The organism is Sorangium sp. So ce385 (genome assembly GCF_051474135.1).
In the GTDB taxonomy this organism is placed as follows: domain Bacteria; phylum Myxococcota_A; class Polyangia; order Polyangiales; family Polyangiaceae; genus Sorangium; species Sorangium cellulosum_D.
Genome location: NZ_CP150337.1, coordinates 4,282,284 through 4,307,463, shown reverse-complemented (window position 1 = coordinate 4,307,463; position 25,180 = coordinate 4,282,284). Strand labels below are relative to the sequence as shown.

Below are 25,180 nucleotides of genomic sequence, written 5' to 3'. Positions count from 1 at the left end.
AAGTCGACGCATCGTTGCACGCCCCTGCTGCAAGGATATGCCATCTCCGGTCTCGGAGCGCGGGGCGAAATGCATTAGGGTCGATCGGCAGGTCGAGGAGCGGAAGGGCGCCGAGCTCCGGCGCCGGGTGGGAGCAGCGCGATGCACGAGATCGATTTCTACAAGCTTCCGCGTGCCATTCAGGACGGCGTGATCGAGGCGTTCCGCGGGCGGTTCGCGCCGGCGCCGATCGTCAGCCGGCTCGGGATTCGGCGCACCATCGTGGCTTGGCTCGCGGTCAGCGTCGCGGCGGGCCTCCTGCTGGCGGCGCTCTGCGCGGCCGGCTTCGGCGACGTCGACAGCGCCCTCGCGCTCCACCCGACCGCGGCGGCCGCCGCGTACGTGCTGCTCGCCGCGACCACCGCCATCGGCGTGCTCCGGGCGCTCGCCTACAACGCCGACCTCATCTCGTTGCCGTTCGCGCCCGGCCTGTTCGTCTTCCCCGCGAACCTGATCGACGCGCGCGACCACCGGCTCCGGGTCTTCTCGCTCGCGGAGCTCTCGCGCGTCTCGGCGGGCCCCAGGGGCGCCGTGGTCCTCACGTTCGGCGGCACGCGGCACGCATTTCCCCTCGAGGACCCGTCGCGCTCGGACGACGTGATCCGCGAGATCGAAGCGGCGTGGAGCCGCATGAAAGCGCAGCCCGACGCCGCGGAGCTGCGCCGGCTCGATCCGTTCCAGCCGCCTGCCATCGAGAGCCCGTTCGCGTCGCCGATCCCGCTCTCGCGCGAGGTCCCGGGGTGGCGGAGCTATGCATGGCTCGTCGCGGCCGCGGTCGGCCTGGCGCTCGGCTTGGGGCTCTTCTTCCTGCGCAACCGGATGAGCGACGCTCGGATGTACGCCGCGGCGCGGGCGCGCGACGACGTGGCCGCGTACCAGCGCTACATCACGCGCGGCCGCGGCCACCGGGAGGTCGCCTCGCAGGTGCTGCTGCCGCGGGCCGAGCTGCGCCTCGCGGCCGCGAAGGGCTCGGTGGAGGCCATCGACGACTTCATCCGCGCCTACCCCAAGACGGGCATCCAGGCCGAGGTGGCCGCGGCCCGCCGCGCCGCGCTCGCCGCGGAGCTCGAGCGGGCGCGGGCGGTGGGCACGCTCGCGGCGCTGCTGGCGTTCGCGGAGCGCTACCCGAAGCACGGCCTGGACAAGGAGTTCAACGACGCCCGGCACGCGCTCTATGTGCGCGCGCTCGATCGGTACAAGAGGGACATGCCCGAGGGGAGCGAGCAGAACGCGGATTTCGTGCGACGGCTCCTCGCCTACGCGGAGCGCGTGGGGCCCAGGAGCACGCCGCAGGGCCTCCGCGGCCCGGCCGTCCAGGTCCGCTTCCGGCGGCTACCCTCGCAGGACCTGGAGCGCGCCGACGAGCTCGTGATGAAGAGCCCGATGTTCCGCGGCGTCACGTCCCTGCCGACGCGCTACGTGGACGGGACGCGCCTCGATCCCCAGGAGAAGCGGACCGCGTCGGCGCTGGCGGAGGGGCTCGCGCGGGGGTTCGAGCCGGAGCTCGTCACCTTCGAGCCGGGCCCGGCCTTCGAGGGCTCCGCCGAGGAGCAGCGCTCCGTGACCTCCCCCGCCCTCCTGGTGAGCTATCGCGTCGAGTCGTCCGGTATGGCCTATGGCAGCAAGAAGCCGCAGATCATCGTCATGGGGCTCAAGTTCTTCTTCAAGACGGAGCTCCTCTTGCCCGGAGACGCGGAGCCGCTGCTCACGAGCCACAAGATCGCGCGGCGGGTCCCCGCTGGGCTCATCCAGCAGCAGACCGGCTCCCCGCCCCCTGGGGCCCTCGAGGCCATCGTCTACGAGGCGATGATGCGCGAAGCCTTCATCGACCTCGAGGAGCGCTACCTCTCCACGTGGTTCCGGAAGCGCGACGAGGCTCAATGAGGGTGGACGAGCTCCTCGGCGTTCCTGGTACCGAACACGACCTGCCGGAACGGGCATTCCACGGCTCCATGGCGATGAGCGCGGTCAGGGCCTCTCGCTGATCGGCAGGCGCAGCGGACAGAATCGCGAGCTCCGCACACCGCTTGGGCTGCTTCGCCGCGCGGCTCGGCGGCCTCAGCATCACGAGCGCTCGCCATGACGCGCGAGGCGCGGACACGCCGTGGTCGATTGGAATTGACACCGACAATGTGAGCGCTCACAATAGGCCCCAACGGTACCCTTTTGCTGTAAACGTTCACGCGTCGGACCAACAAACGCAACAATTTCGAACACTTGCAAGACAGGGCCGAGCGGGCTTATGCGGCCAAGGATCGATGGGAAGGATCGATGGGCTCGTAAGTGCCTGAAACTGCTCAGGAACGCGCTCCGGCTCGTGAACGGTACCCTTTTGCTTCGCCCTGGATGGGTCATGCGCACCGAGACCTTCGTCATCCGATCGATCTCGGCCTCGGCGCTGATTCCATTCGCCCGGTCGTCTCGGACGCGATCGCTGATGAGCTCTTGACGGGCTGGGCTGTCATCGCGGCGAAGCGCCCCAACGAGGAGCGCCGGAGAGTCATCGCCTGAGCGATCCACGACATCTGGCGCCACCTAACGATTCTGATTCTTCAGGAGAGCAGCGAGGTCCAGGAATGGCCACGGTTACGACATCCCTCCAGCATAGGCTCCTCATCTCGGCGTTGTTGCTTTGCGGCGCGACCGCGTTTCCGTCTGAATCCATGGCGGACAACCCCATCGTACAGACCATCTACACCGCCGATCCGGCCCCCATGGTCCACGACGGGACGCTCTACCTCTATACCGGGCATGACGAAGACAGCGCCTCGACGTTCTTCGGGATGAACGAGTGGAGAGTCTATTCGTCCACGGACATGGTGAACTGGACGGATCACGGATCGCCGCTGAAATACAAGGACTTCAGCTGGTCGAAGGCGGATGCCTGGGCAGGTCAGGTCATCCACAGGAACGGGAAGTTCTATTTCTACGTTCCTACGACGAGCAGGACGCACAACAGGATGGTCATCGGCGTCGCCGTGGCGGACAGCCCTGTCGGGCCGTTCAAAGACGCCCTCGGGGGGCCGCTGATCAACGCCAATTGCGGCGACATCGATCCGACGGTGTTCATCGACGACGACGGCCAGGCCTATCTCTACTGGGGAAACCCCAACCTCTGCTACGTGAAGCTGAACGAGGACATGATCTCCTACCAGGGGGAGGTCGTACGCGTGCCCATGACGGCGGAGAGCTTTGGACAGCGCACCGGGAACGCCGAGCGACCGACCCTGTACGAAGAAGGGCCATGGCTCTACAAGCGCGATGGGATGTACTACTTGGCGTATCCGGCCGGCGGCATCCCCGAGTACATCGCCTACTCCACGAGCAGCAGCCCCACCGGCCCATGGACGTACCGTGGGGTCATCATGCCCACGGAGGGCGACAGCTTCACCAATCACCCGGCCATCATCGATTACAAGGACAACTCGTACTTCTTCTATCACAACGGCGCCTTGCCGGGCGGAGGCGGCTATCACCGCTCGGTGGCCGTCGAGCGGTTCACCTACAACGACGATGGCACCATCCCGACGATCACGATGACCGAGGCGGGCCCGCCTGGCGTCGGCGCCCTCGATCCGTACGTCATGACGGAGGCTGAAACCATCGCCTGGGCATCCGGTGTCGAGACCGAGGCGTGCAGCGAGGGCGGGATGAACGTCACGTCGATCGACGACGGGGACTACATCAAGGTGAAGGACGTCGATTTCGGTCCCGGCGCGGGGTCCTTCGAAGCGAGGGTGGCCTCGGCGACCCGTGGCGGCAGCATCGAGCTGCGCCTCGACAGCGCGACCGGCACGCTGGTGGGGACCTGCATGGTCGAGGGCACCGGCGGCCCCCAGACCTGGGTTACCAAGTCCTGTGCGGTCGACGGCGCGACAGGGAAGCACGATCTGTATCTGAAATTCACCGGTGGGAACGGTCCCCTGTTCAATTTCAACTGGTGGAAATTCACGCCGCTCGACGCCCCGGAGCCGACGGGCGGCGGTGGCGGCCCGGACATGGGTGAAGGGGGAGCGACGGGCAGCGGCGGCTCGGGCGGGGGTGAGAGCGTCAGCAGCGCAGCGACGACCGGCAGCGGCACGGGCGGCGCTGGCGCCGCCCCACCTGACGGCGCGAGCGAGGACGAGGGCGGGTGTGGGTGCCGGGTCAAATCGGCGTCCAGCTCCCCGGCGGGCGTGCTCGCCGCCTTGACCGCGTTGGGCGCGATCGTCGCGCGGCGTCGTGCGCGAAAGGCCGGGCGGAGCGGGGCCGCTGCGAGCTGACGGGGCCGGTCCCGGAGCGATGAGCCGGCGGGCGCGCTCCCGGCGAGCGTAGGAATGCCGGGGTCCGGCGCGGCTGGCTTGCAGAGAGCTGGGCAAAGGGGAGCGGGCACGGCGAACGCCGGCCCGAATCGCGCGCGATCGCGTGGGACGAAAGCGTAGAGCGTAGAGAGGATGCGATGAGATCAGTTGTTGCTTTGGCAATGTGCGGCTTGCTGGCTGGCTCGTTCGTCACGATGGGTTGCGGCGACGACGGCGGGGGCGGGGCCGGTGGCGACGGCGGCGACGGTGGAGGCACCACGACGAGCAGCTCGTCGACGAGCGGTACCGGAAGCGCGAGCGGCACGGGCGGCGACGGCGGCGACGGCGGCGACGGCGGCGACGGCGGCTCGGGAGGTGACGGCGGCGACGGCGGCACGGGCGGCGACGGCGGCACCGGCGGCGACGGCGGCGCGGGCGGCGACGGCGGCGACGGCGGCGCGGGCGGCGTCGATGAAGTGGACATCGGTCCCGGTCCGGACGAGAGCTGCTCGGGCTGCGCCCGGCTGGCCGTGCCGCTCACCGAGGCCGACACAGGGACGCTGTTCCAGTTCGACATGCCGGAGCTGGTCGACCTGACCGGCGCCACCGTCACGTTCCGTGTGAAGGTGTACGCCGGCACCGGCGGTGGCGTGCAGACGTTCGTACAGAATGGAGGCGCACAGGCCTGGATAGGTCTCCCCTGGGCGTGGACGGACCTCAGCAGCCTGGAGGAGTGGACAGAGCTCACCATCGACGTCGATGACGCCGCCGCTGCGGATGAGACCAAGACGTTCGACAAGACCAAGGTGAGGCGCATCGGCCTGAGGGTCGACGCAGGTATCTCGGGGCCCTGGGCCAACCCGACCGTGGTGTATGTCGACTTCATCACGGTCACGAGGCCCGGCGGCACGGGCGGCGACGGCGGCGCCGGCGGCACGAGCGGCGACGGCGGCGCCGGCGGCACGAGCGGCGACGGCGGCGACGGCGGCGCCGGCGGCACGAGCGGCGACGGCGGCGCCGGCGGCACGAGCGGCGACGGCGGCACGAGCGGCGACGGCGGCGCCGGCGGCACGAGCGGCGACGGCGGCGCCGGCGGCACGAGCGGCGACGGCGGCGCCGGCGGCACGAGCGGCGACGGCGGCGCCGGCGGCGCGAGCGGCGAGGTGATTCACGTGCTCGGTCCGTTCGAGTTCACGAGCGAGCTGCAGGGGTTCGCGATCGGTGACTACCGGATGGTGCCAGGCTCGAGGCTGGATCTCCTGGACGAGTGAACCAGGCTGACTGCGGCGCTCGCTCTCGCGCTGCTGCGCGGAGCGAGCGCCCGCGCCCGCCGCGGGCACGGGAGCGGTCCTGACGCTTCCCCGCAGGACCTCGACCGCGCCCGGCGCCTTCGCGGGCTCCCGCCTCAGCGCTCGTCCGCGCCGATGTCGACGCGCGCCCCCCGCGTCCGCGCCTCGCCGTCGACGTCGGACACCCCGCCCTGCGCGCCCAGATCGACCCCCGCGTCGACCGCCGGCGAGCCGCTCGTCAGGTGGAGGTCCGACGGCGGCCCGGCCAGGAGCGGGTCGACGAACCGCGCGCGCGGGTCGGTGAAGGCGCCGGCCGAGGTCTGGCTCGCGCCGAAGAAGATGTTGTTGTCGACGCGCACGTTCCTGTTGTTGCGGCCGCTGCTCACGTAGGCGTTCCTCGCCTTGGCAGAGAGGATGTTGTTCTGGATGAGCACGCCGTCCGAGTTGTTCTGGAGGATGATCTCGCCGCCGGTCGCCTGATAGAGCGTGTTGTTGAGCACCGAGATGTTGGCCGCGCTGCCCACGCTCGTGGAGTAGCCGCCGATCATGATGTTGCCCTGGTAGCTCCGCGACACGAAGTTGTTCCGCACGGTGATGTTGCTCGTGGTCCTGCCCCGGTGCTCGCTGGCGACCTCGATCCCGATGTCGCTGCTATCGACCTTGTTCCGCTCGATGACGATGTCCCTGCCGCCGTCGACGTAGATGCCGTCCGCGGACCGCTCGCCGTCGTAGGCGGGGTTCTGGGCCGAGGTGATGTTGTAGACGACGTTGTCCACGCACACGCCGTTCCTCGCCTGATCCGAGCCCGAGGGGCCGACGCCCTCGAAGCCGATGAAGTCGATGCCGATGTTGTCGTTGTCGTGGACCTCGTTGCGCGACACCACGAAGTTCGTGACGTTGCCGTTGAGGACCAGCGACTCGCTCGAGCCGAGCTTGCAGTCCCGGATCTCGTTGCCGTCGATGAGGATGTCCGTCATCGGCGTCGCCGACGTGCCGTAGACGGCGATGCCGTGGGCGTCCTCGGAGCTCTCGATGTGGTGCACGACGTTGTCGCGGATCTCGAGGAAGCTCGAGCTCCCGCTCGCGCTGATGCCGATCGGCGTGTCCCCGCCCTTGAAGTTCTGCACCGTCATGCCGGCGACCCGGATGTAGCTCTTGCTGGCGATCTCGATCCCGGCGCCGTCCCTGCCTGTCCCGTCGAGGATGGCGCCCGCCTCGCCCTGGAGGGTGATGCAGCCGGCGGCGGCCGTGCCGCCCTTCCCGAAGGAGACGTTCTCGCTGTAGGTGCCCGCCTTGACGAGCACGGTGTCGCCCGCGGCCGCCGCGTCGAGCCCGGCCTGGATCGTCCGGTGATCGCCGCCCGAGGGAGCGACGGTGATGATCCTGCCGCTCGAGCGATCCCCGCACGGCCCGGCCGCCGCGGCGAGCCCGGCCTCGAGCGCGCCTGCGCCGGCGTCTTCGGGGCCGGACGGCGCGGCGCACGCCGGAGACAGCCCGACGGCGAGCAGCAGGATGCCGGACGGAGCGAGGCGATGCGCCGCGTGCGGCGCGCGGATTCTCTTCGATCGATTCATGAGCTTTTGTCCTCGAAGGGTTGCCTGTCACGTGAAGTCGCGACCCTGGCGCGTGCGCCGGGCGCTTCGACGCGGGGACATTGCAAGCGGGCGGCCATACCGCCCGCCGCGGGAGCACGCGGGGGCGAAGGCCGCAAAGGCCCTTCGCCGCCTCGGGCCGATCACGAGATCTTGCGCAACGATCGTACAGCTGCGCAGCGCACGGACAGCCGCTCGCCGGCGAGGCGGCTGGGCGAGAACGTAGCCAGTCCTACCGAACAGTGCGCGGCCCCCGGGCTCGTCCGGCGGAGCGCTCGCGCGCCTGATGCGCGTGCCCGCTCGCCCCACAGCCCCGTTTCACGCGGGCGCGGCGCGCGCAGGCGCGACCGGAGGGCTCGCTCGCACTGGTTTCCTCCGCTAGCATCGGCCGCGCGCTGCACGGGTATGCGCAGGAGGTTTTCTTGATCAAGGCGACGAAGCACAAGCCTCTCGCAACGACCATCACCGGCTCTCTGCCGCGGCCGTCCTGGTATGTCTCCGGCCTCGCGGGCCGCAGGTTCTCGACCGCCATGGCCGATCTCGTGTTCAGGGAGCAGTACACCGACACCCTCGCCGTGCACATCACCGATCAGGTCAGGGCCGGCCTCGACATCCTGACCGACGGCGACGCCCGCTTCGACATGGATGTCGGGGGCCGCTCCTGGTTCAGCTACCTGGCCGAGCGCATGGAGGGCATGGCCGATCCCGGCCTCCGGCCCCAGCCCTGGACGTCGCCGAGGGAGCGGGAAGCGGGCGATATCCTCCACGAGGTGATGGAGGCCCGCCTCCCCTTCTTCGTGCGCGGCCCTGTCGGCCGGGGAGGGCTGGAGTACGCGCGCGTCTGGAAGGCGGCGCAGCGCATGACGAGCAGGCCCATGAAGCTCGGCACCTGCTGCGGCCAGCTCCTCGAGGCCGTCGTCCTCAACCAGCATTACGCGGACCGCCGCGAGCTCCTCTTCGCCATCGCCGACAGCCTCAATCAGGAGCTGCACGAGGTCGCCGACGCGGGGTGCCCCGTCGTCCAGCTCGAGGAGCCGATGCTCCATTACGTCGCCGGCCAGGACAAGGGGGCGGAGCTGACCGCGGCGCTCTACGTCGACGCCTTCAACCGCGAGGTCGCCGGCCTGCGCGACAAGACCGAGGTCTGGGTGCACACCTGCTGGGGCAACCCGGCGGCGCAGCGGGTGGAGGTCGCGACGAGCGGTTACGAGGGCGCGCTTTCGCTGCTCGACCGGCTCGACGTCGACGTCATCACGTTCGAGGCCGCGAGCGACGGCGGCGCGGCGCTCCCGGCGATCGGCGAGGCCATCGGCAAGGACAAGAAGGTCTGCATCGGCGTCGTGCACCACCGCAGCCTGGAGGTGGAGACCCCCGAGCAGGTCGCGGCGCTCGTCCGCAAGGCGCTCCGGTTCATCGAGCCGGAGCGGCTGATCCTCAGCAGCGATTGCGGCTTCGGCCGACAGGGCATGAGCCGGATGCACGCGTTTCACAAGATGGTGTCGCTGGTGCGCGGCGCGAACATCGTCCGTCGCGAGCTCGGCCTCGAGCCGGCGCCGTGCCTCGCGGCGGAGCAGCGCTATTCGATGCTCGTTTAGCGCGCCGAGGTCGGTCCCCGGGCGCCTCGGCCGCGGATCAGCGGGAGATAGACCTCGTCGACGATCTCGACGAGCACGCTGTCGGGCACGCTCGGCGCGCCGCGGGTGATGAACTCGTTGCGCAGGAGGACGACGGCCGCCGTCGCGACGCGGGGGTGCAGCGCCTCGGGCGGCGCCTCGCCGCGCGCGACCGCGCGGCCGAGGACGGCCAGCCACAGCGCGCTGCCGCCGTCGTTCGACGCCTCCTGCAGCTCCCGCAGCAGCTCGGGCTCGCCGCCGACCCCTGCCAGCAGGCCGCGGAGCACGTCGCCGAGCGGCGACGACCAGTGCCGGTTCGCCCCCCGCAGCAGCTCGAGCACATCGGCGCGCAGCGCGCCGGTGTCCGGCAGCTCCGCGCTGTCGGCCGCGAGCTGCCGGTACGCGGCCACGGCGAGCGCCGCCCGGCTCGGCCACCGGCGGTAGATCGCGTTCTTGTTCGTCCCCGCGCGCCTCGCGACCCCATCCATGGTCAGCCCCGGGAAGCCGACCTCGGCGAGCTCCTCGGCCGCGGCGCGCAGGATCGCCAGCTCCAGCACCGCTCCACGCCGCCGTTCCGCCGCCACGCTCTCACCCGCTCTCCGGCATGTAATTTAACCTACGTTGCGCGCACGCCGGGGCGATTTAAGGTACGCGAAGTACCTTAACCGGCGTGAGGGCCACCGACCATGCGAGCCTACGGCATTTGCTACGACACCGGCTTTCTCAACAAGGGCAACAGCACCCACGAGCCGTTCGACCCGGACCGCGTGCGGCGGGACATGCGGGTCATCCGCGGCGACCTGCGCTGCACTGCGGTCCGCATCACCGGCGGCGATCCGGGCCGGCTGCAGATCGCCTCGACCCACGCCGCCGCGGCGGGCCTGGAGACCTGGATCTGCCCGTTCACCACCGACCTGACCGGCGACGAGCTGCTCGCGTTGCTCGCCGGATGCGCCGACCACGGCGAGCGGCTCCGCCGCGCGGGGGCCGAGGTCGTGATCGTCACCGGCTCGGAGCTCAGCCTGATGAACAAGGGCTTCGTGCCCGGCGAGACGTTCCTCGACCGGAGCAAGGTGTTCACCGGGCGGGGGCCGGAGCTCCGCGAGCTGCTCGCCGCGATCCCGGCCCGGTTGAACGAGCTCCTCGCCCGGGCCGTCGCGGTGGTCCGCGCGCGGTTCGGCGGCAAGGTCACCTACGCTTCGCTCTCGTTCGAGGGCGTCGACTGGACGCCGTTCGACATCGTCAGCACCGACGCCGCGTACCGGTACGCGCAGAACGCCGACCGTTTTCCCGAGCTCATCCGCGCCTTCGTCGCGCAGGGGAAGGCGCTGGGCAAGCCGGTCGCGATCACCGAGTTCGGCTGCGCGACCTACGAGGGCGCGGCCGCCGCCGGCCCGCGCGGCGCCGACATCATCGTGTGGGACGAGGCGACCGCGACGCCGCTCGGGCTGAACGGCGCGTACGCGCGCGACGAGGCCGAGCAGGCGAATTACCTGCGCGAGGTGCTCGAGGTGCTCGACGCGGAGGGCGTCGACGCCGCGTTCGTGCACGCCTTTGCCGGCTACATCCTGCCGCACGACCCGGGCGAGCCGCGCAAGGATCTCGACCTGGCCAGCACCGGTGTCGTGAAGGTGCTCGAGGACGGCACCTGGAAGCCCAAGGAGGCGTTCTCGATGCTCGCCGGTTACTACGGGCGGCGGAGCCAGTAGCTCCACCCACCGGGCGTCCGGACCAGGGGTGCGGAGAGACGGCCCGTCACGCCCGCGTCGCGCTCAGAGGAACTTCGCCGTGATGCTCCGCTCGCAGCCCTTCAGCTCGTACGGCGGCCCCGCGAACAGCACCTCGCCGCCGGCGTTGCCGCCCTCCGGGCCGAGGTCGATGATCCAGTCGGCCTGCCGGATCACGTCGAGGTGGTGCTCGATGAGGACCACCGTGTTCCTGGCGTCCACCAGCCGGTCGATGATGCCCATGAGCAGCCCGATGTCGGAGAGGTGCAGCCCGGTGGTGGGCTCGTCCATCACGTAGACGCTGCCCTGCTTGTGGATCTCGGTGGCGAGCTTCAACCGCTGCCCCTCCCCGCCCGACATCGTGCTGAGCGGCTGGCCCAGCTTCAGGTACCCGAGCCCCACGTCATTCATGGCCTGCACCACGGCCCTGATCTTCTTCTCGCCGAAGAACGCCAGCGCCTCCTCCACGGTCATGTCCAGCACGTCGCTGATCGTCTTGCCGCGCAGGCTGTACGCGAGCACCTCGGCCTTGAACCGCTTGCCCTCGCAGATCTCGCACGTGGAGACGATGCCCTCCATGAACGCCAGATCGGTGTAGACCACGCCCAGACCGTTGCAGTTGGGACAGCTGCCCTCCGAGTTGAAGCTGAAGAGCGAGGCGCTGACCTTGTTGGCCTTGGCGAACGCCTGCCGGATGTCGTCCATGATGCCGGTATACGTGCACGGCGCCGAGCGGCTGTTGGCCGTCACCCGGGACTGGTCGATCACGATCGCCTCCGGGTGCTGCTCCAGGAAGACATCGTTGATCAACGTGCTCTTCCCGGAGCCGGCGACCCCCGTCACGACCGTCAGCACGCCCGTGGGGATGCCCACCGTGACGTTCTTCAGGTTGTGCAACGTGGCGTTCTTGATGAGCATCTGCCCGGTGGGCTGCCGGACCTTCCGCTTGACCGGGAGGTGCTGCTTCAGGGACCTTCCGGTCAACGTGTCGGCGTCCTTGAGGGCCTCATAGCTCCCCTGGAAGACCACCTGGCCGCCGTGCACCCCCGCCTTCGGGCCCATGTCCACCACGTGATCCGCGATCGCCACCACGTCCGGGTCGTGCTCGACGACGAGCACGGTGTTGCCCTTGTCGCGCAGCTTCTGGAGCAGCCGGTTCAGCCGGGCGACGTCGCGCGCGTGCAGCCCCACGCTGGGCTCGTCGAGGATGTACAGCATCTCGGTCAGGCTGTTTCCGAGGTGCCGGATCATCTTCACGCGCTGCGACTCGCCGCCGGAAAGAGTGGCGGTCTCCCGGCCGAGGCTCAGGTAGCCGAGGCCGATGTCCACGAGGTGCTGCAGGCGCTCGATGAGCCGCGCGGCCAGCCGCACGGCGACCGGATCGGTGAGGCCTTGCAGGAACTCGATCAGCTCCGTCGCCTCCAGGTCGGACGCCTCGGCGATGTTCCGGCCCTGGATCCTGCAATTCAGGGCCGCCTGGTTGAGCCTCGCCCCGCGGCACGCCGGGCACGTCTGCGAGGTGGTGAACTGCTCGAAGACCGCCCGGTTGCGGTCGGACATCGCCGCGGCGTCCTTCTTGAGGTACATGCGGGTGAAGCGCTCGACGAGGCCCTCGTACTTCGAGCCGAACTCGCCGAACGAGACCTTCACGTCAGCGCCGTACAGGAGCGCGCGGAGCTCCTCCTCCGAGTAGTCCTTGATCGGCTTGTCGCTGTCGAAGAGCCCGGAGAGCGGGTACATCTTCCACATCCATTTGCCGACCTTGAAGTCCGGATGGAGGATGGCCCCGCCGTTCAGGGACTTGTTGCGGTCGAGGAACCTGTCCAGATCGAGCTGGACGGTCTTGCCGATACCCTCGCACTCCGGGCACATCCCCTGCGGGTTGTTGAACGAGAAGGCGAAGGCCGGCCCCGCGGCCGGCTGCCCGACCCGCGAGAAGAGCAGCCGCAGCAGCGCGGCGATGTCGGTGTACGTGCCCGCCGTCGAGCGCGAGCCGCCGCCGACCCGCTTCTGATCGATGATGATCGGCGCGTTCAGGTGCTCGATGCGATCGACGTCGGGCTGGCCGTAATGCGGCAAAAAGCCTTGCACGAAGGCGGTGAACGTCTCGTTGAGCTGGCGCTGCGCCTCGGCGGCGATGGTGTCGAAAACCAGGGAGGACTTCCCGGAGCCGGAGACGCCGGTGAACACCGTGATCTTCTGCTTGGGGATGTCCAGCGAGACGTCCTTGAGGTTGTTCTCGCGCGCTCCGCGCACCTGGATGAACTGGCGATCCATCACGATTGCCTCCTTCTCCGAGCTCGAAACGCCCGACCGCCGCAGTCTCCCCGAAGGCCACGATCAGAAACCGACGCGATTGGCCACCTCGCGGATCCGAGACGATCGAGCGTCGAACATGTCCGCGTGGGCCCCCCAGGCGGCATCGCGCGCGCCGGACGCAGTCCACGCCTCGAGGTCGGCCGGCTCCTCTAGCGCGAGGGTTCGGGAAAAGCAAGACGAATCGAAAATGTCAAGGGGCAGGAAGCGCGAGCATTCGGCGTTCGGCATTCGGCATTCGGCGTTGCCGACCTCGCCGCCCATGGGCCTGAGCCGCCTGAGCCGCGACAAGGCATCGAGCGTCGCGGCGCCGGCGCTTGCTGGGGCGGGGCCGGCAGGGTAAGGATTTGACGGAAAGCATGGGAATCGAGCCCACATGCTGCGACTCTCGGCCGGCGCGCGGTCGGGACTCGCTCTTTCTGCTCGTTGCCTTCCTCCTCCACGCGGGAGGCGTCGTGGCCGCGGTTGCGCTCGTGCCGCGGGTTGTCGACGAGCGCGCGCGCGCCGGCGCGGGGGAAGAGGTCGAGCCGCTCGTCCTGCTGGATCTCGACGTGTCGCCTGACGAGCCCAGGGCGCCGGACGACCCGCCGCTGGAACCGCCGCCGGGCCTCGCCCGGATGAGCGGCGCCGCCCCCGGCTCCCCGCGCGCCGGACCGAGAAGATGGGCGCCGGCGCCGCCCGAAGCGCCTTCCGCGCCGGCACCGAGCTCCGGACCGGAGACCCACGAGACCGCGCCCCCGGACGAATACGGCGCGCCTCCCCCCGCCGCGGCCCCTCCCGGCCTCGGCGGGGCGCCGGTCTGGGCCTTGCCGGGTGTCTTGCCGGTGGCGCCTCCGGCCGGCGCTCCCGCTCCCGTGCGCCCCGCCCCGCCGCGCTCCGCCAAGAACGACGCCGAGGAGAGCGGGCGGGGGCCCATGCTGGTGTTTCCCGCGGCGGGCACGCTCGCCTCGGCCGTCGCGGACGAGGTTTCCTCGTCCCCGGCGCCCGAGGTCTCCGAGAGCTCGTTCGAGCTCACCCTCAACGCGAAAGGCCACCTGATCTCGGCGCGCTTTCTCCGGGCGAACGCGGGGAGCGGCGAGGACTGGCGGCGCATCGCCCAGGCCGTGCTGAGGCGCTTTTCCGGGCGCGCGCTGCCGATGAACGGCGATTTCGCGGCCGGCAGCAGGGTCATCGTCCACGTGAACAGCCGGGTCGTCGTGCCCGACGGGACGGGGCACGGGATACCGATGCCGATGTTGAAGCACGACGGCGGCAAGCCGATCATCCGCGAAGACTCGCTGGACGATCGCTTCCGCTCGCCTCACCTCGCGCCTGCGCCTGACGAGAAGAGATTCGTGCTTTCGTTTAGCGTCGATTCCGCGAACCTCGGCGCGCAGCGCCGGAGGGTCGTCAGCACGCGGGTCGACGCCGTGCCCGTCGCGCTGCCATGACGCGCTGGATCGCGGTCCGATCGCCGCGCCACGCCAGATCCCGCCCCCGCGGACGGCCGGGGCCCGGTCCCGCCGGCGCGCGTCCGGCGGCCCGGCGCTCAGGCCAGCGCGCGGCGCTCAGGCCAGCGTGCGGCGGACGCGCGCGCCGAGCGCCTCGAGCCGCGCCATGACGCTCGCCGGGTCGAGCACGCTCTCCGGGTTGTAGAGGCCGGGGCCGACCGGGGGACCGCCCGCGAGCCCGAGCAGGCGCTCCGTCGCGATCGCGGCGCCGTACGCGCTGAGGCGAGCGAGGTTGTCCGCGTCGACGATGTCGTAACGCAGCCGCGCCCCCGACCCGTCGCGACGCCGCCCCGACACCTCGACGATGAGCTCCGTCCGGGGGCCCGCGCCGGCGGCCGCCCTGTCGCGCGCGGCGACGTCGGTCCGGATCGATCGCGCGTCGGTCGCCGCCGCGAGGCTGACCACGTCGCTCAGCGGCAAGGCCTGGCCGACGTGCGCCGCGCCCTCGGCGTCCACGACGCGCCGGGTGGCCGCCTCCCCGCGCAGCCAGGTCCATCTCCCATCGTCGAGGACGAGCGCGGCCTCCCCGACCTGCCGGAGCCGCTCGAAATCGGCGCTCGACGCCGGACCGCCGTGATCGTCCGCGCCGATCACGACCGCGATCGCGATCGCGTCGACGCTCCGGAGCTCCTGGGCGAGGTGCAGCGCCGCCAGCGTCGCCGTGCCGCCGAGGGTGTGGCCCAGCATGAGGATGGGAGCGCGCGTCGGACGCGCCACGTAATGGGCGACCAGCGGGCCGATCTCCGTGACGAAGTCCGAGAAGGCGATGTAGGCCACGCCGTCGGCCTGCGCGCGCTTCAGCGCGTTCGACGACTCGTCCTTGACGAGCGTGACGATGCCGCCGAACGACGCGCCCGGCTCGAGGCCGAGGTCGCTCCTCTGGACGTCGACCGTCACCGCCGTCGTCGGACCGCCGACCTCCGCCGCGACCGCCGCCGCCTTGCGCCCGTCGCGCCCGCCGATCGCGATCCGAAGATCCGGATGCAGGCGCCGGAGCGCCCTCGCCGCGCGCGCGCCGACGTGGCCTGAGCCGCCGATCAAGAGAACTGGAGACATCGAACGTGTGCTCATGGGAAGGACTCCTCCCGCCGGGTCGCGCGAGCGGCCGGGCGTGCTCAAAGCAACCTACCATCAGTAAGTTACCTTTGGTAATATGAACCTACCCGTGGTAGTGTCAAGGCGCATGGCGAAGACGAACGCAGCGCGAACCGCAAGCCGGCCGAGGGGCGAGGCCCCCGGCAAGCGCCTGCCGAAGGCGGAGCGCCGCGAGCAGCTGCTCGAGACGGCCGAGCAGATCGTGCGCGAGGAGGGCACCGAGGCGCTGACGCTCGGCCGCCTCGCCGAGCGCGCCGGGGTCAGCAAGCCGATCGCGTACGAGCACTTCGAGACGCGGTCCGGGCTCCTCATCGCGCTCGCGCGGCAGATCGACGATCGCCAGGTCGCGGCGCTGCTCGAGGCGCTGAAGCGGACGCAAAAGCGCCTCGAGGACGTCGCGCGCGTCGTCAGCGCCGCGTACATGCACTGCTGCGCGACCGTGGGCCCCCAGTGGTTCGCGATCCTCGCGGCGCTGAAGGGCGACGAGCAGATGGACGCCGTGGAGCGGGAGCTGCTCGACAGGTACGTGACGATCTACCGGGACGCGCTCGCGCCGTGCGTCCAGCTCTCGAAGCGCGAGCTGCACCTCCGCTGCGTGGCGATCATCGGCGCCGCCGAGGCGCTCGCGGCCGAGATGTTCCGCGGCCGCGCCGACGAGGCCGCCGCCGCGAAGGCGCTCGAGTCGCTGATCGTGCGGTGGCTCTCGAAGGGCGGCTGAGCGTCATCCGGCCGGGCGGCGGCGGTACGCGCCGGGCGGGGCGCCGGCCCAGCCCTTGAAGACCCGGTTGAACGCCTCGGCGGACCCGTAACCCACCTTCGCCGCGATGTCCTTGAGGCTCAGGCGTCCGTCCTCGAGCAGCCGCGCGGCGTGGCGCATCCGCCACGCGGTCACGTAGGCGAGCGGCGGCTCGCCCACGTGCCGGCGGAACTCGGCGGCGAACGCGGAGCGCGACATCCCCGCGCGCCCGGCGAGCGCGGCGACCGTCCACGGGGCGCCGGGCTCCACGTGGATCGCGGCGAGCGCGCGCGCGATCGACGGCTGCCCGAGCCCCTTCAGCCACCCGACCTCGGCCGCGCCCCGCGCGATGGAGGCGCGCAGCGCGTGGATGAAGACGAGCTCGGCGAGCCGCGCGAGCGCGGCGTCCGAGCCGGGCTGCGGCGCGGCGACCTCGCTCGCCAGCGCGCCGAGGACGCCGCCGAGGCCGGGGCCCGCGGCCTCGGCGGGGAGGTGCAGGAGGCCGGACAGCGCCGACCCCAGGAGGGCGCAGCCGGCCTCGTCGAACGCGAGCGCCCCGCAGACCAGCGTCGTGCGCGGCCCGGGGCCGCCCAGCCGGACCGGGCCGCAGCGCGGGCCGGCCGTGCGACGGAGCTCCTGGAACGCGACGGCGGCGCTGCTCGGGCTGTCCCGCAGGGCGTGCGCGCGCCCCGCCGCCACGAGGACCACATCGCCGCTCGAGAGCGCGACCTCGTCCCGCGGCGCGTCGATCAGCGCGAGGTGCGCCGCGCCCCGGACGACCACGTAGCAGACGAGCTCCGGGAGGCCGGGCGTCTTCACGCCCCACGGAGCCCCGAGCTCGCCCACGCCGAAGACGCTGCCGCGGAGGCGGACCGCGTCGAGGACGCCGCTCAGCGGGTCGACGGCGCGCTCCGTGGACGATTCATCAACCATCTCCGACTCATTATCACTGAACGTCCACAATCGCCATGGTACCGGTCAACGCGAGTCGTGAGGAGACACCCGTCGTCGAGGCGTCGAGGAGAGGAGAAGAGCGATGAGAGAGCGGAGCGTGGAGGGCGCGTGCTTCGTGTTCGTGGGCGGAACGGGCGGTATCGGGCTCGCCGCGGCCAAGGCGATCGCGCGCCGCGGCGCCTCCGTGGTCCTCGTGGGGCGCGACAGGGCGCGGGGGGAGGAGGCCGCGCGCGCCGTCCGGGAGGCGGGCGCGCGGGAGGTCGCCTGGGTCTCGGCCGACGTGTCCTCGGTCGCGGGCGTGGCGGAGGCGGCCCGGGGGATCAGGGCCGCTCGCCGGGCGATCCACGGGCTCGTCCACAGCGCGATGACCGTCAGCTTCCGGCGAGCCACCACGGCGGACGGCTTCGAGCTCGCGTTCGGCCTCCAGTACCTCGCCCGGTACGCGCTGAACCGCGCGCTCGTCGGGGAGCTCGCGGCCTCCGGCGACGGGCGGATCGTGCACGTCGGCGCCAAGACCCCCTCGGGCCTCGTGCCCGACTTCGATGATCTGCAGTTCGAGCGGAGGAGGTGGTCGCTGCTCCCGGCGCTCATGTCGTCTCAGGTGCTTGGATATCTCCACGTGCAAGAGGCCGCGAAGCGCTGGCAGGGGCTCCCGGTGACGGCGAGCATCGCCTGTGTCGGGATGACCAAGACCGAGAACGCGATGAACGGCCCCTTTTGGGTGCGGGCGCTTTACGGCCTGGCCGGGGCGCGGCCGGAGCGGTCCGCGGAGAACGTCGTCCGGCTGCTCACCGCGGCCGACGCCGCTTTCGCACGCGGCGCGGTCCTCTTCGATCCGAAGCGCTTTTCCCCCACCCCGCTCTCGTACGACCCCGCGCTGGCGCGGCGCGCGTGGGAGCTCTCGGAGCGGCTCGTCCGGGAGCGGGGGCTCGCGCTCGATCCGGGCCGGCAGGGGGGTGCGGCGCGAGAGGCCGATTCGCCGGCCGGGCCGATCGCTCAGAACCGATAAAGGACGTTGGCCTTGTCGCCGGACACGTAGATCGCGCCCGAGGGGCCCACGGCGACGCCGCTCATCCCGAAGGTCGGCGGCGTCCCGGTGATCGCAGGGAGCCCCACCTCGAGGTGCTTCGCCAGGATCGTGATCTCTCCCGTCGACGGGTCGATGCGCAGGAGCCTCCGCCTCCCGCTCTCCACGACGAGCAGGGTGCCGTCCAGATCCACCGCCATCCCCTCGGGCTGCCACAGGCCGGCGGCCACCTCGAGCGGCGGAGAGAGCGTCGCGCCGCCGGACACCAGCTGGAGGACCTCGCCCGTGGCCCAGTCGGCGGCCCAGAGAGCGCCGCCGTCCACGGCGAGGCCCGAGGGCACGGACATCGGCGCGAGGGTCACGCGCCCGCCGCCGGTCTCGCGGACGACGCGCCCCGCGCCCTGCCCCGCGCCGAGCTCGGCCACCACGAGATCGCCCTGGAACCGGACCGCGTTGAGCGGCGTGGCGAAGTCGCTGTAGGTCTCGAGCACCGAGGCGGTCGCCGGGTCGTAGACCTGAACCACGTTGGCGAACCACGAGGTGAAGATCAAATCCGGGCCGTCCGCCGACACGGTGGTGGGCGCGTGCATCTCCGAGACGCCGAGGAACGATCGCTCCACGCCGAGCGGCTCGCCCGTGTCTCCGTCGAACGACCGGAGCGAGGCCGTGTCGCCGACATAGACCGTCTCGGCCCCTCCCTCGCTCAGCACGGCCACGCCGCCGGGCAGGATGAGGCCACCCGGGAGCAGCGAGCGCACCCCGCCGTCCGGCTCGATCCGGACGACGAAGCCGTCGGTGGCGCTCGAGACATAAAGCTTGTTCTGCGCGTCGATGGCGAGGTTGTCGAGGCCGGGCGGGAGCACCGCGAGGACCTCCGTGTCGCCGGTCGCGACGTCGATCCGCACCACCTCGCCGTTCTGATCGACCGCGTGGAGCCGGCCGAGCCCGTCGAACTTGACCGCCGCGGGGATGAAGAAGCCGTCGGCGACCGTCCGGAGGTCGCACTCCGCCTCCGGGTCGACCGCGCCGGTGCAGGAGTCCACATCGATGCTGACCACCCTGCCCTGCGTCCAGATCGGCCCGTACAACCTGCCGTCGGGGCCCCAGTCCATGCCGTTCAGGAAGCCGAGGTTGCCCGCGATGAAGCGCGGCGGCGCCGACAGATCGGGATCGAGCTCGTAGAGGCCGTCGCCGAGGAAGTCGAGGGCCACGAAGAGCCTCCCCGTGTCGGAGAAGGTGATGGGGTTGACCCCGAGCGCGACGTTCTGCGCGGTGATGTCGCCCGACGGCGAACGCCGCACGACGTTCCCGGTGAGGAGCGACGTCCAGTAGAGCGAGCCATCCGGGCCGAACGCGAGGTCGTCCGGGCCATCGACGCCGTCCGACCCGTCGAGCCGGTCCACGATGCTCCCGCTTTTGCGGTTCACGACGGCGATCTCGTCGCCGAGCAGGCTCGCGACGTACAGCCGGCCGTCCGGCCCCACGTTCATCCCGTTGGCGCCGTGGAGCCGCGCCCCCTCGACAAGGACCGACGGCTTCGCGTGCGCCGGCGGCGAGACCCCAAGAGCGATCAACCCAGCAAGCACGAATGCAAAGGACCTAGGCATGGTTCTCCTTTCACCGTCGCGCGTGGACCGGAGACCCCAGGATCATGTCGTCGAGCGCGGAACCAGCGTGACGGAGCGAACACCCGGTGAACTGTCGAATCAAGCAGATCGCTTCACACGATAGCACGGCGATTGAGGAATATCCATGGATGCATGGGCCCGCTCCGCTGTCGTTGGTCTCGTTCGGCGCGTGCGGCGCGTGCGGCGCGTTCGGCGCGGGCAGGCCGAGCGGCGTCGGCCGAGGTGCATGAGCTCGCAGGCCTCGCCGCGCGCGGCGCCGGGCTTCGCCTTGTCGGGCGGGGGACCAGGCGTTAGAGCATGCCGCGATGAACCCCAAGGGCCCAGGAGATCCAGCCCGCTCGAACGGTCAGGATCCGAGCTGCCGGGAGAATCACGGCGCGGAGCGCCTGCTCTGCGCCGTCGGGGAGCTGTGGCGCGCGCCCGATCTCCCGACCCTCCTGAGCGTCGCGGCCCGAGCCGCCCGGGAGCTCACCGGCGCCGACGGCGCGTCGTTCGTCCTCCGCGACGGTGAGCTCTGCCACTATGCCAGGGAAGACGCGATCTCCTCCCTCTGGCAGGGCAGGCGATTCCCGATGTCGAGCTGCGTCAGCGGGTGGGTGATGCTGAATCGGAGGCCGGCGATCGTCGACGATATCGCGCTCGATCCCCGGATCCCCCTCGGCGTCTACAGGCCGACGTTCGTGCGGAGCATGGCGATGGTGCCGATCCATGCGCGCGCCCCCCTCGGGGCGATCGGGAGCTACTGGAGCTCGACGCGCGTGGCCACGGCGCGCGAGGTGACGCTGCTCCAGGGGCTCGCCGACGGCGCCGCGCTGGCGATGGACAACCTCGCCCTCCGCGAGCGCATGGAGAAGGCCGAGGCGCGGATCGACGAGCTCGACGCGCTGACCCACGATCTCGCGGAGCGACACGAGGCGCTCGCGGAGCGCCAGCGGCAGGGGGACGCGCTGAACGAGCTCCTCGCGCACGACCTCAGGAGCCCCGCCGCGGGCATCCTGCTGACCGCCAGGGCCCGGCTGCGGGACCCGGCGCTGGAGGAGCGGGAACGTCGCCGCTGGAGCCGGGTGGTCTGCTCGGCCGAGCTCATCCAGCGCACGGCGATGAACCTGATCGACACCTCGAGCCGGCAGCTGGGGGCGCTCGTGCCTCGGCTGGATGAGCTCGACCTCACGGCGTTGCTGGAAGAGGTGGCCGAGATCCTGGAGCCGTTCGCGGCCTCGCGCGACCAGCGCATCGCGCTCCGCCCCGGCGCGCCGCGCTGCTGCCGCGCCCGGGGCGACGCGGACCTCCTGCGCCGGGTGCTGCAGAACCTGCTCGACAACGCCCTCCGCCACACCCCCGCGCGCGGCGCCGTGCACGTCGAGGCGCGGCCCGTCGACGCGCGCTGGGTGGAGGTGCTCGTGTGCGACGAGGGCCCCGGGATCCCCGCCCACCTGCGCGACCGCATCTTCGACAGGTACGTCCGGCTCGACGACCCGAGCGTCGCCTCGCGCACCGGCCGCGGCCTGGGGCTGACGTTCTGCAAGCTGGCCGTCGAGGCGCACGGCGGCACGATCGAGGTGCGGGACAACGGCGATGATCGCCCGGGGAGCTGCTTCTGCGTCCGGCTCCCGGCGTGCTGAGGCGCGCCGCCCGGCGCTAGACCTGCCCTCGCCCGAGCTTCCGGACGAGCCTCACCAGGTCCTCCGGATGGACCGGCTTCGCGAGGTGCTCGTCGTACCCCGCCTCGAAGGCGAGCCGCTGGCTCGCGCCGCTCGTGTGCGCCGTGAGCGCGATCGCGGGCGTCGCCCCGCCTTCGTCCCGCGCCATCGCCCGCACGCTCCGCAGGAACGCGTAGCCGTCTTGGTCGGCCATGCCCAGGTCGCTCACGATGACGTCCGGCCTCACCGCGGCGAGCGCGGAGAGCCCCTCCGACGCGGAGCTCGCGAGGTGCACCTCTGCCCCTCTCGGCCGGAGCACCGCGCTCACGAGCTCGCGCGCGTCCGGCTCGTCGTCGACGACGAGGACGCGGAGGCCGTCCAGCCGCGTCTGCGTCGGCACCCGAGCGGCCGCCTCGGGGGGTCGGTCCGCCTCGTGCTCGGGCGCGGGCGCCACCGCTCGCACGGGCAGCGAGACGAAGAAGCTGGACCCTCGGCCCAGCCCGGCGCTGCGGGCCGAGACGGTGCCGCCGTGGAGCTCGACGATGTGGCGGACGATCGACAGCCCGAGCCCGAGGCCGCCGAACCTGCGGGTGATCGAGCTGTCGGCCTGCCAGAACCGCTCGAACACGTGGGAGAGCATCGCGGGATCGATGCCGCGCCCGTCGTCGTGCACGGCGAGGTGGATGCTCGCCCCGGACTGCTCGAGCTCCACGCGGACGTGCCCCCCGCTCTCGGTGAACTTCACCGCGTTGGACAGGAGATTCCACACCACCTGCTGGAGCCGCGCCGGGTCCCCGAGGAGCATGAGGGGGCGCCCTCCGCCCTGCACGACGAGCTCGATGCCCTTGGCGTCCGCGGCCGGGCGGACGACCTCGATCGACTGATCGACGATGGCCGCGAAGCTCAACGGCCTGGTCTCGATGCGCATCTTGCCGGTGATGATGCGCGAGACGTCGAGCACGTCCTCCACGATCCTCGCCTGCGCCTGCGCGTTTCGCCGGATCGTCTCGAAGGCCTTCGCGATCTCGGGGTCGCTCACGCTGTCGCACAGGAGCGACGACCACCCGAGGATCGCGTTGAGCGGCGTCCTCAGCTCGTGCGAGATCGTCGCGAGGAACTCGTCCTTCATGCGGTTCGCCTCCTGCGCCTGGACGAGGCGGAGGCGCTCCTCCTCGGCGCGGCGCCGCTCGGTGAGGTCCCTCGTGACCTTCGCGAACCCGACCAGCTCCCCGTGGGGGCCGCGGAGCGCCGTGATGACGACGCTGGCCCAGAACAGCGCTCCATCCTTGCGGACGCGCCACCCCTCGTCCTCCACCCGCCCCTCGCGGGCGGCGACCGCGAGCATCCACGCGCATTTGCCGGCGCGGACGTCCTCCTCCCGATAGAAGCGAGAGAAATGCTTCCCGAGGATCTCCTCGGCCGTATACCCCTTGAGCTCCTGCGCCCCGCGGTTCCAGGTGGTGACGATGCCCTGCGGGTCGAGCATGAAGATGGCGTAGTCCTTGACGCTCTCGACGAGCAGCCGGAAGCGCTCCTCGCTCCGGCGGAGCGCCTCCTCCGCGTGCCGGCGCTCCGTCAGATCCCGGGTGATCTTCGCGAAGCCGATCAGCGTGCCATCGCGGTCCCGCAGCGCCGTCATGACGACGCTGGCCCAGAACAGCGTGCCGTCCTTGCGGACGCGCCACCCCTCGTCCTCCACCCGCCCGAGCGCGGTCGCCTGCTCGAGCTCGCGGTCGCACTTCCCCGCGGCCACGTCCTCCGGCGGGTAGAACGTCGAGAAATGACGGCCGATGATCTCCCTGGGCGCGTATCCGTTGATCCGCTCCGCCCCCGGGTTCCACGTGGCCACATGACCTCGGTCGTCCAGGATGAAGATGGCATAGTCCTGGATGGCCTCGACGAGCAGCCGAAAGCGCTCCTCGCTCGCACGAAGCGACTCCTTGACGCCCGGATCGGCCAACCCGCTCGGCTGTAACAAACCCGACATGACGCAGAGAGGATGCTCGATCCACGCCCCGCTGACCACTTCCGCGACACGCGTGAGCGAGCCGAACGGCAGCGCTTCCTCCTCCGGAAGCGGCGCCCCCGCGCAGGTCACATCTCGAAGCGCCACGGCGCGCCGCAGGCCGGGGCGCTGGTCGACATTCCGCCCTGCATAGACATTTCTACGGCATACTCTGAATCCAGATTTGGATGAGGTCGCTCGGAGGCACTTCATGCGGAGGCGGAGCCCTCACATCGCGACAGGATGAGGAGACCCGGACGCGGAGACACAGAGCAGACGGCGATCGCCGGATCGGCGCCGCGAAGAGGCCGTGCCCCGAGGGAAAGATGCCGTAGATTGATGCGCAGGAGGCTTGGTTATGAGGCTCTGGAAGACCGCATCTTCACTCTGCTGCTCCTCGGCGCTCTCGCTGCTCGTCGCTGCGTGCGGGAGCTCGCCGCTGGGCGGCGGCGCCGGCGGTGACGGCGGCAGCGCGAGCAGCGCGAGCAGCGCCGGCCATGGCGCCAGCGCGTCGAGCGGCGCCGGCGCCGAGTGCGGAGGCCCGAGCCCCGTGGGCTGCCACGCCCAGGGCTGTCCGGAGGGCCAGACCTGCGTCGACGAGGGCTGCGCGCCCTCGCGCTGCGGGTGCGATCCAGAGACCCGCACGTGGTACTGCACCGAGGACTGCGAAGGCGGGACCTGCGTGCCCGACGAGCCGAGGTGCAGCGGTCCCAGCCCGGTCGGCTGCCACGTCCAGGGCTGTCCCGAGGGACAGACCTGCGTCGACGAGGGCTGCGCGCCCTCGCACTGCGGGTGCGATCCCGAGTCCGGCACGTGGTACTGCACCGAGGACTGCGAAGGCGGCACCTGCGTGCCCGATGAGCCCACCTGCAGCGGCGCCAACCCGGTCGGCTGCAAGACCCAGGGCTGTCCCGAGGGGCAGATCTGCGCCGACGAGGGGTGCGCGCCCTCGGAGTGCGCCTGCGATCCCGCGACCGGCGCGTGGGCCTGCACCGAGGACTGCGGCGGCGGCACCTGCGTGCCCGACGAGCCCGCGTGCAGCGGTCCCAGCCCGGTCGGCTGCAAGACCCAGGGCTGCCCCGAGGGCCAGATCTGCGCCGACGAGGGGTGCGCGCCGTCGGTGTGCACCTGCGATCCCGACAGGGGCCATTGGCTCTGCACCGCCGACTGCGGCGGCGGGACCTGCGTCCCCGCGCCCTGAGGCGGTCGCCGCGCCGGCGCAGGCCGGCGGCCATCGCGCCGGCGGCGAGGAGGGCTAAACGTCTCTCAGGTAGTCCCAGCCCGGCCACGTGTTCACGAGGGGGATCAGCATCTCGTGGATCGCGCCGGTCTTGTCGCTCCAGCGCACCACCCCCCACTCCGCCACGTCCGGCGTGGGCCCCCCCGGGACCGAATAAGCCATCATGCCGCGGCCGAAGTACGCGCCCGACTTGAGCACGTAGGTGCCGACGAGCCCGCGGCTCTGAGAATAGAAATCGAGGCGCATGTCGGGCGCCGCGCCTTCGCCCGAGAGGATCGCATAGAGCCTCTGCTCCTGCAGGCTGTACACGGCGCACGCGCCGCACTGGGGGTCGGATGGATCCATCCCCTGGTCGCCGTCCGTTCCCTCCTCCGCGGCGAGCTCGACGTCCGGCGCCAGCTCCGCGTCGGGGATCGCCGGCGCGGCCGCCGCGAGGCCTGCGCCGATCGATGGTTCCAGCGCGGCAAAGAGGAATGCACCAAGACATGACACGACGCGACGTACCATCG

General features: G+C 71.2%; 19 protein-coding genes. 10 read left to right on the top strand and 9 right to left on the bottom strand.

Going from position 1 to position 25,180, the window contains the following annotated elements; genetic code table 11:
* Positions 1–141: 141 nt before the first annotated feature.
* The 3 genes from WME83_RS15965 (at position 142) to WME83_RS15955 (ending at position 5,590) form a co-directional block, all read left to right on the top strand.
* Complete coding sequence (locus tag WME83_RS15965) at positions 142–1,923, top strand: hypothetical protein (RefSeq protein WP_437320140.1); 1,782 nt, start codon at positions 142–144, stop codon at positions 1,921–1,923.
* A gap of 692 nt (positions 1,924–2,615) precedes the next feature.
* Positions 2,616–4,301, top strand: a complete 1,686-nt coding sequence (locus tag WME83_RS15960; protein ID WP_437320139.1) for a glycoside hydrolase family 43 protein — start codon at positions 2,616–2,618, stop codon at positions 4,299–4,301.
* A 200-nt stretch (positions 4,302–4,501) separates the two neighbouring features.
* On the top strand, positions 4,502–5,590 hold the full coding sequence (locus WME83_RS15955) for a hypothetical protein (protein ID WP_437320138.1): 1,089 nt from the start codon (positions 4,502–4,504) through the stop codon (positions 5,588–5,590).
* A 134-nt stretch (positions 5,591–5,724) separates the two neighbouring features.
* Here WME83_RS15955 and WME83_RS15950 read toward each other — a convergent pair whose 3' ends face one another.
* Positions 5,725–7,182, bottom strand: coding sequence for a right-handed parallel beta-helix repeat-containing protein (locus WME83_RS15950; protein ID WP_437320137.1), 1,458 nt, complete (start codon positions 7,180–7,182; stop codon positions 5,725–5,727).
* Between the two features lie 440 nt (positions 7,183–7,622).
* Here WME83_RS15950 and WME83_RS15945 point away from each other — a divergent pair, with 440 nt between their 5' ends.
* Positions 7,623–8,795 (top strand): hypothetical protein, encoded by a 1,173-nt coding sequence (locus WME83_RS15945; protein ID WP_437320136.1) that lies wholly within the window; start codon positions 7,623–7,625, stop codon positions 8,793–8,795.
* Here the strand turns inward: WME83_RS15945 and WME83_RS15940 are convergent.
* Positions 8,792–9,370, bottom strand: coding sequence for a TetR/AcrR family transcriptional regulator (locus WME83_RS15940; RefSeq protein WP_437320135.1), 579 nt, complete (start codon positions 9,368–9,370; stop codon positions 8,792–8,794). The genes WME83_RS15945 and WME83_RS15940 overlap by 4 nt on opposite strands.
* Positions 9,371–9,499: 129 nt before the next feature.
* Here WME83_RS15940 and WME83_RS15935 point away from each other — a divergent pair, with 129 nt between their 5' ends.
* Positions 9,500–10,522 (top strand): hypothetical protein, encoded by a 1,023-nt coding sequence (locus WME83_RS15935; RefSeq protein ID WP_437320134.1) that lies wholly within the window; start codon positions 9,500–9,502, stop codon positions 10,520–10,522.
* 63 nt (positions 10,523–10,585) lie between these two features.
* On the opposite strand, the gene WME83_RS15930 is transcribed toward WME83_RS15935, so the two are convergent.
* Both WME83_RS15930 and WME83_RS15925 read right to left on the bottom strand, forming a co-directional pair.
* Complete coding sequence (locus WME83_RS15930; protein ID WP_437322004.1) at positions 10,586–12,817, bottom strand: ATP-binding cassette domain-containing protein; 2,232 nt, start codon at positions 12,815–12,817, stop codon at positions 10,586–10,588.
* Positions 12,818–12,880: 63 nt separating this feature from the next.
* Positions 12,881–13,120, bottom strand: coding sequence for a hypothetical protein (locus tag WME83_RS15925; RefSeq protein WP_437320133.1), 240 nt, complete (start codon positions 13,118–13,120; stop codon positions 12,881–12,883).
* Positions 13,121–13,311: 191 nt separating this feature from the next.
* Here WME83_RS15925 and WME83_RS15920 point away from each other — a divergent pair, with 191 nt between their 5' ends.
* Positions 13,312–14,286, top strand: coding sequence for a hypothetical protein (locus WME83_RS15920; RefSeq protein WP_437320132.1), 975 nt, complete (start codon positions 13,312–13,314; stop codon positions 14,284–14,286).
* 117 nt (positions 14,287–14,403) lie between these two features.
* On the opposite strand, the gene WME83_RS15915 is transcribed toward WME83_RS15920, so the two are convergent.
* Positions 14,404–15,417 (bottom strand): hypothetical protein, encoded by a 1,014-nt coding sequence (locus WME83_RS15915; protein WP_437320131.1) that lies wholly within the window; start codon positions 15,415–15,417, stop codon positions 14,404–14,406.
* A gap of 112 nt (positions 15,418–15,529) precedes the next feature.
* Between WME83_RS15915 and WME83_RS15910 the strand changes: the two genes are divergently transcribed.
* Positions 15,530–16,159, top strand: a complete 630-nt coding sequence (locus WME83_RS15910) for a TetR/AcrR family transcriptional regulator (protein WP_437320130.1) — start codon at positions 15,530–15,532, stop codon at positions 16,157–16,159.
* 3 nt (positions 16,160–16,162) lie between these two features.
* On the opposite strand, the gene WME83_RS15905 is transcribed toward WME83_RS15910, so the two are convergent.
* Entirely contained in the window at positions 16,163–17,110 is a 948-nt protein-coding gene (locus WME83_RS15905; protein ID WP_437320129.1) for an AraC family transcriptional regulator, read from the bottom strand.
* Positions 17,111–17,213: 103 nt separating this feature from the next.
* On the opposite strand from WME83_RS15905, the gene WME83_RS15900 reads away from it, so the two are divergent.
* A complete protein-coding gene (locus WME83_RS15900) occupies positions 17,214–18,140 on the top strand; it encodes an SDR family NAD(P)-dependent oxidoreductase (protein WP_437320128.1) in 927 nt (308 codons plus the stop codon).
* On the opposite strand, the gene WME83_RS15895 is transcribed toward WME83_RS15900, so the two are convergent.
* Positions 18,128–19,765 carry a hypothetical protein gene (locus tag WME83_RS15895; RefSeq protein WP_437320127.1) on the bottom strand — a complete coding sequence of 546 codons (1,638 nt, stop codon included), beginning with the start codon at positions 19,763–19,765 and terminating at the stop codon, positions 18,128–18,130. The two genes, WME83_RS15900 and WME83_RS15895, sit on opposite strands and share 13 nt — an antisense overlap.
* 326 nt (positions 19,766–20,091) lie before the next feature.
* Here WME83_RS15895 and WME83_RS15890 point away from each other — a divergent pair, with 326 nt between their 5' ends.
* Positions 20,092–21,408 carry a sensor histidine kinase gene (locus WME83_RS15890; protein ID WP_437320126.1) on the top strand — a complete coding sequence of 439 codons (1,317 nt, stop codon included), beginning with the start codon at positions 20,092–20,094 and terminating at the stop codon, positions 21,406–21,408.
* A 16-nt stretch (positions 21,409–21,424) separates the two neighbouring features.
* Here the strand turns inward: WME83_RS15890 and WME83_RS15885 are convergent, their stop codons facing one another.
* The gene (locus WME83_RS15885) at positions 21,425–23,413 is read right to left on the bottom strand and encodes a hybrid sensor histidine kinase/response regulator (RefSeq protein WP_437320125.1); all 1,989 of its coding nucleotides are present in this window, start codon (positions 23,411–23,413) and stop codon (positions 21,425–21,427) included.
* 376 nt (positions 23,414–23,789) lie between these two features.
* Between WME83_RS15885 and WME83_RS15880 the strand changes: the two genes are divergently transcribed.
* Positions 23,790–24,632: a hypothetical protein gene (locus WME83_RS15880; protein WP_437320124.1), complete on the top strand. Its 843-nt coding sequence runs from the start codon at positions 23,790–23,792 to the stop codon at positions 24,630–24,632.
* A 54-nt stretch (positions 24,633–24,686) separates the two neighbouring features.
* Here WME83_RS15880 and WME83_RS15875 read toward each other — a convergent pair whose 3' ends face one another.
* A complete protein-coding gene (locus WME83_RS15875; RefSeq protein ID WP_437320123.1) occupies positions 24,687–25,178 on the bottom strand; it encodes a hypothetical protein in 492 nt (163 codons plus the stop codon).
* Positions 25,179–25,180 lie beyond the last annotated feature (2 nt).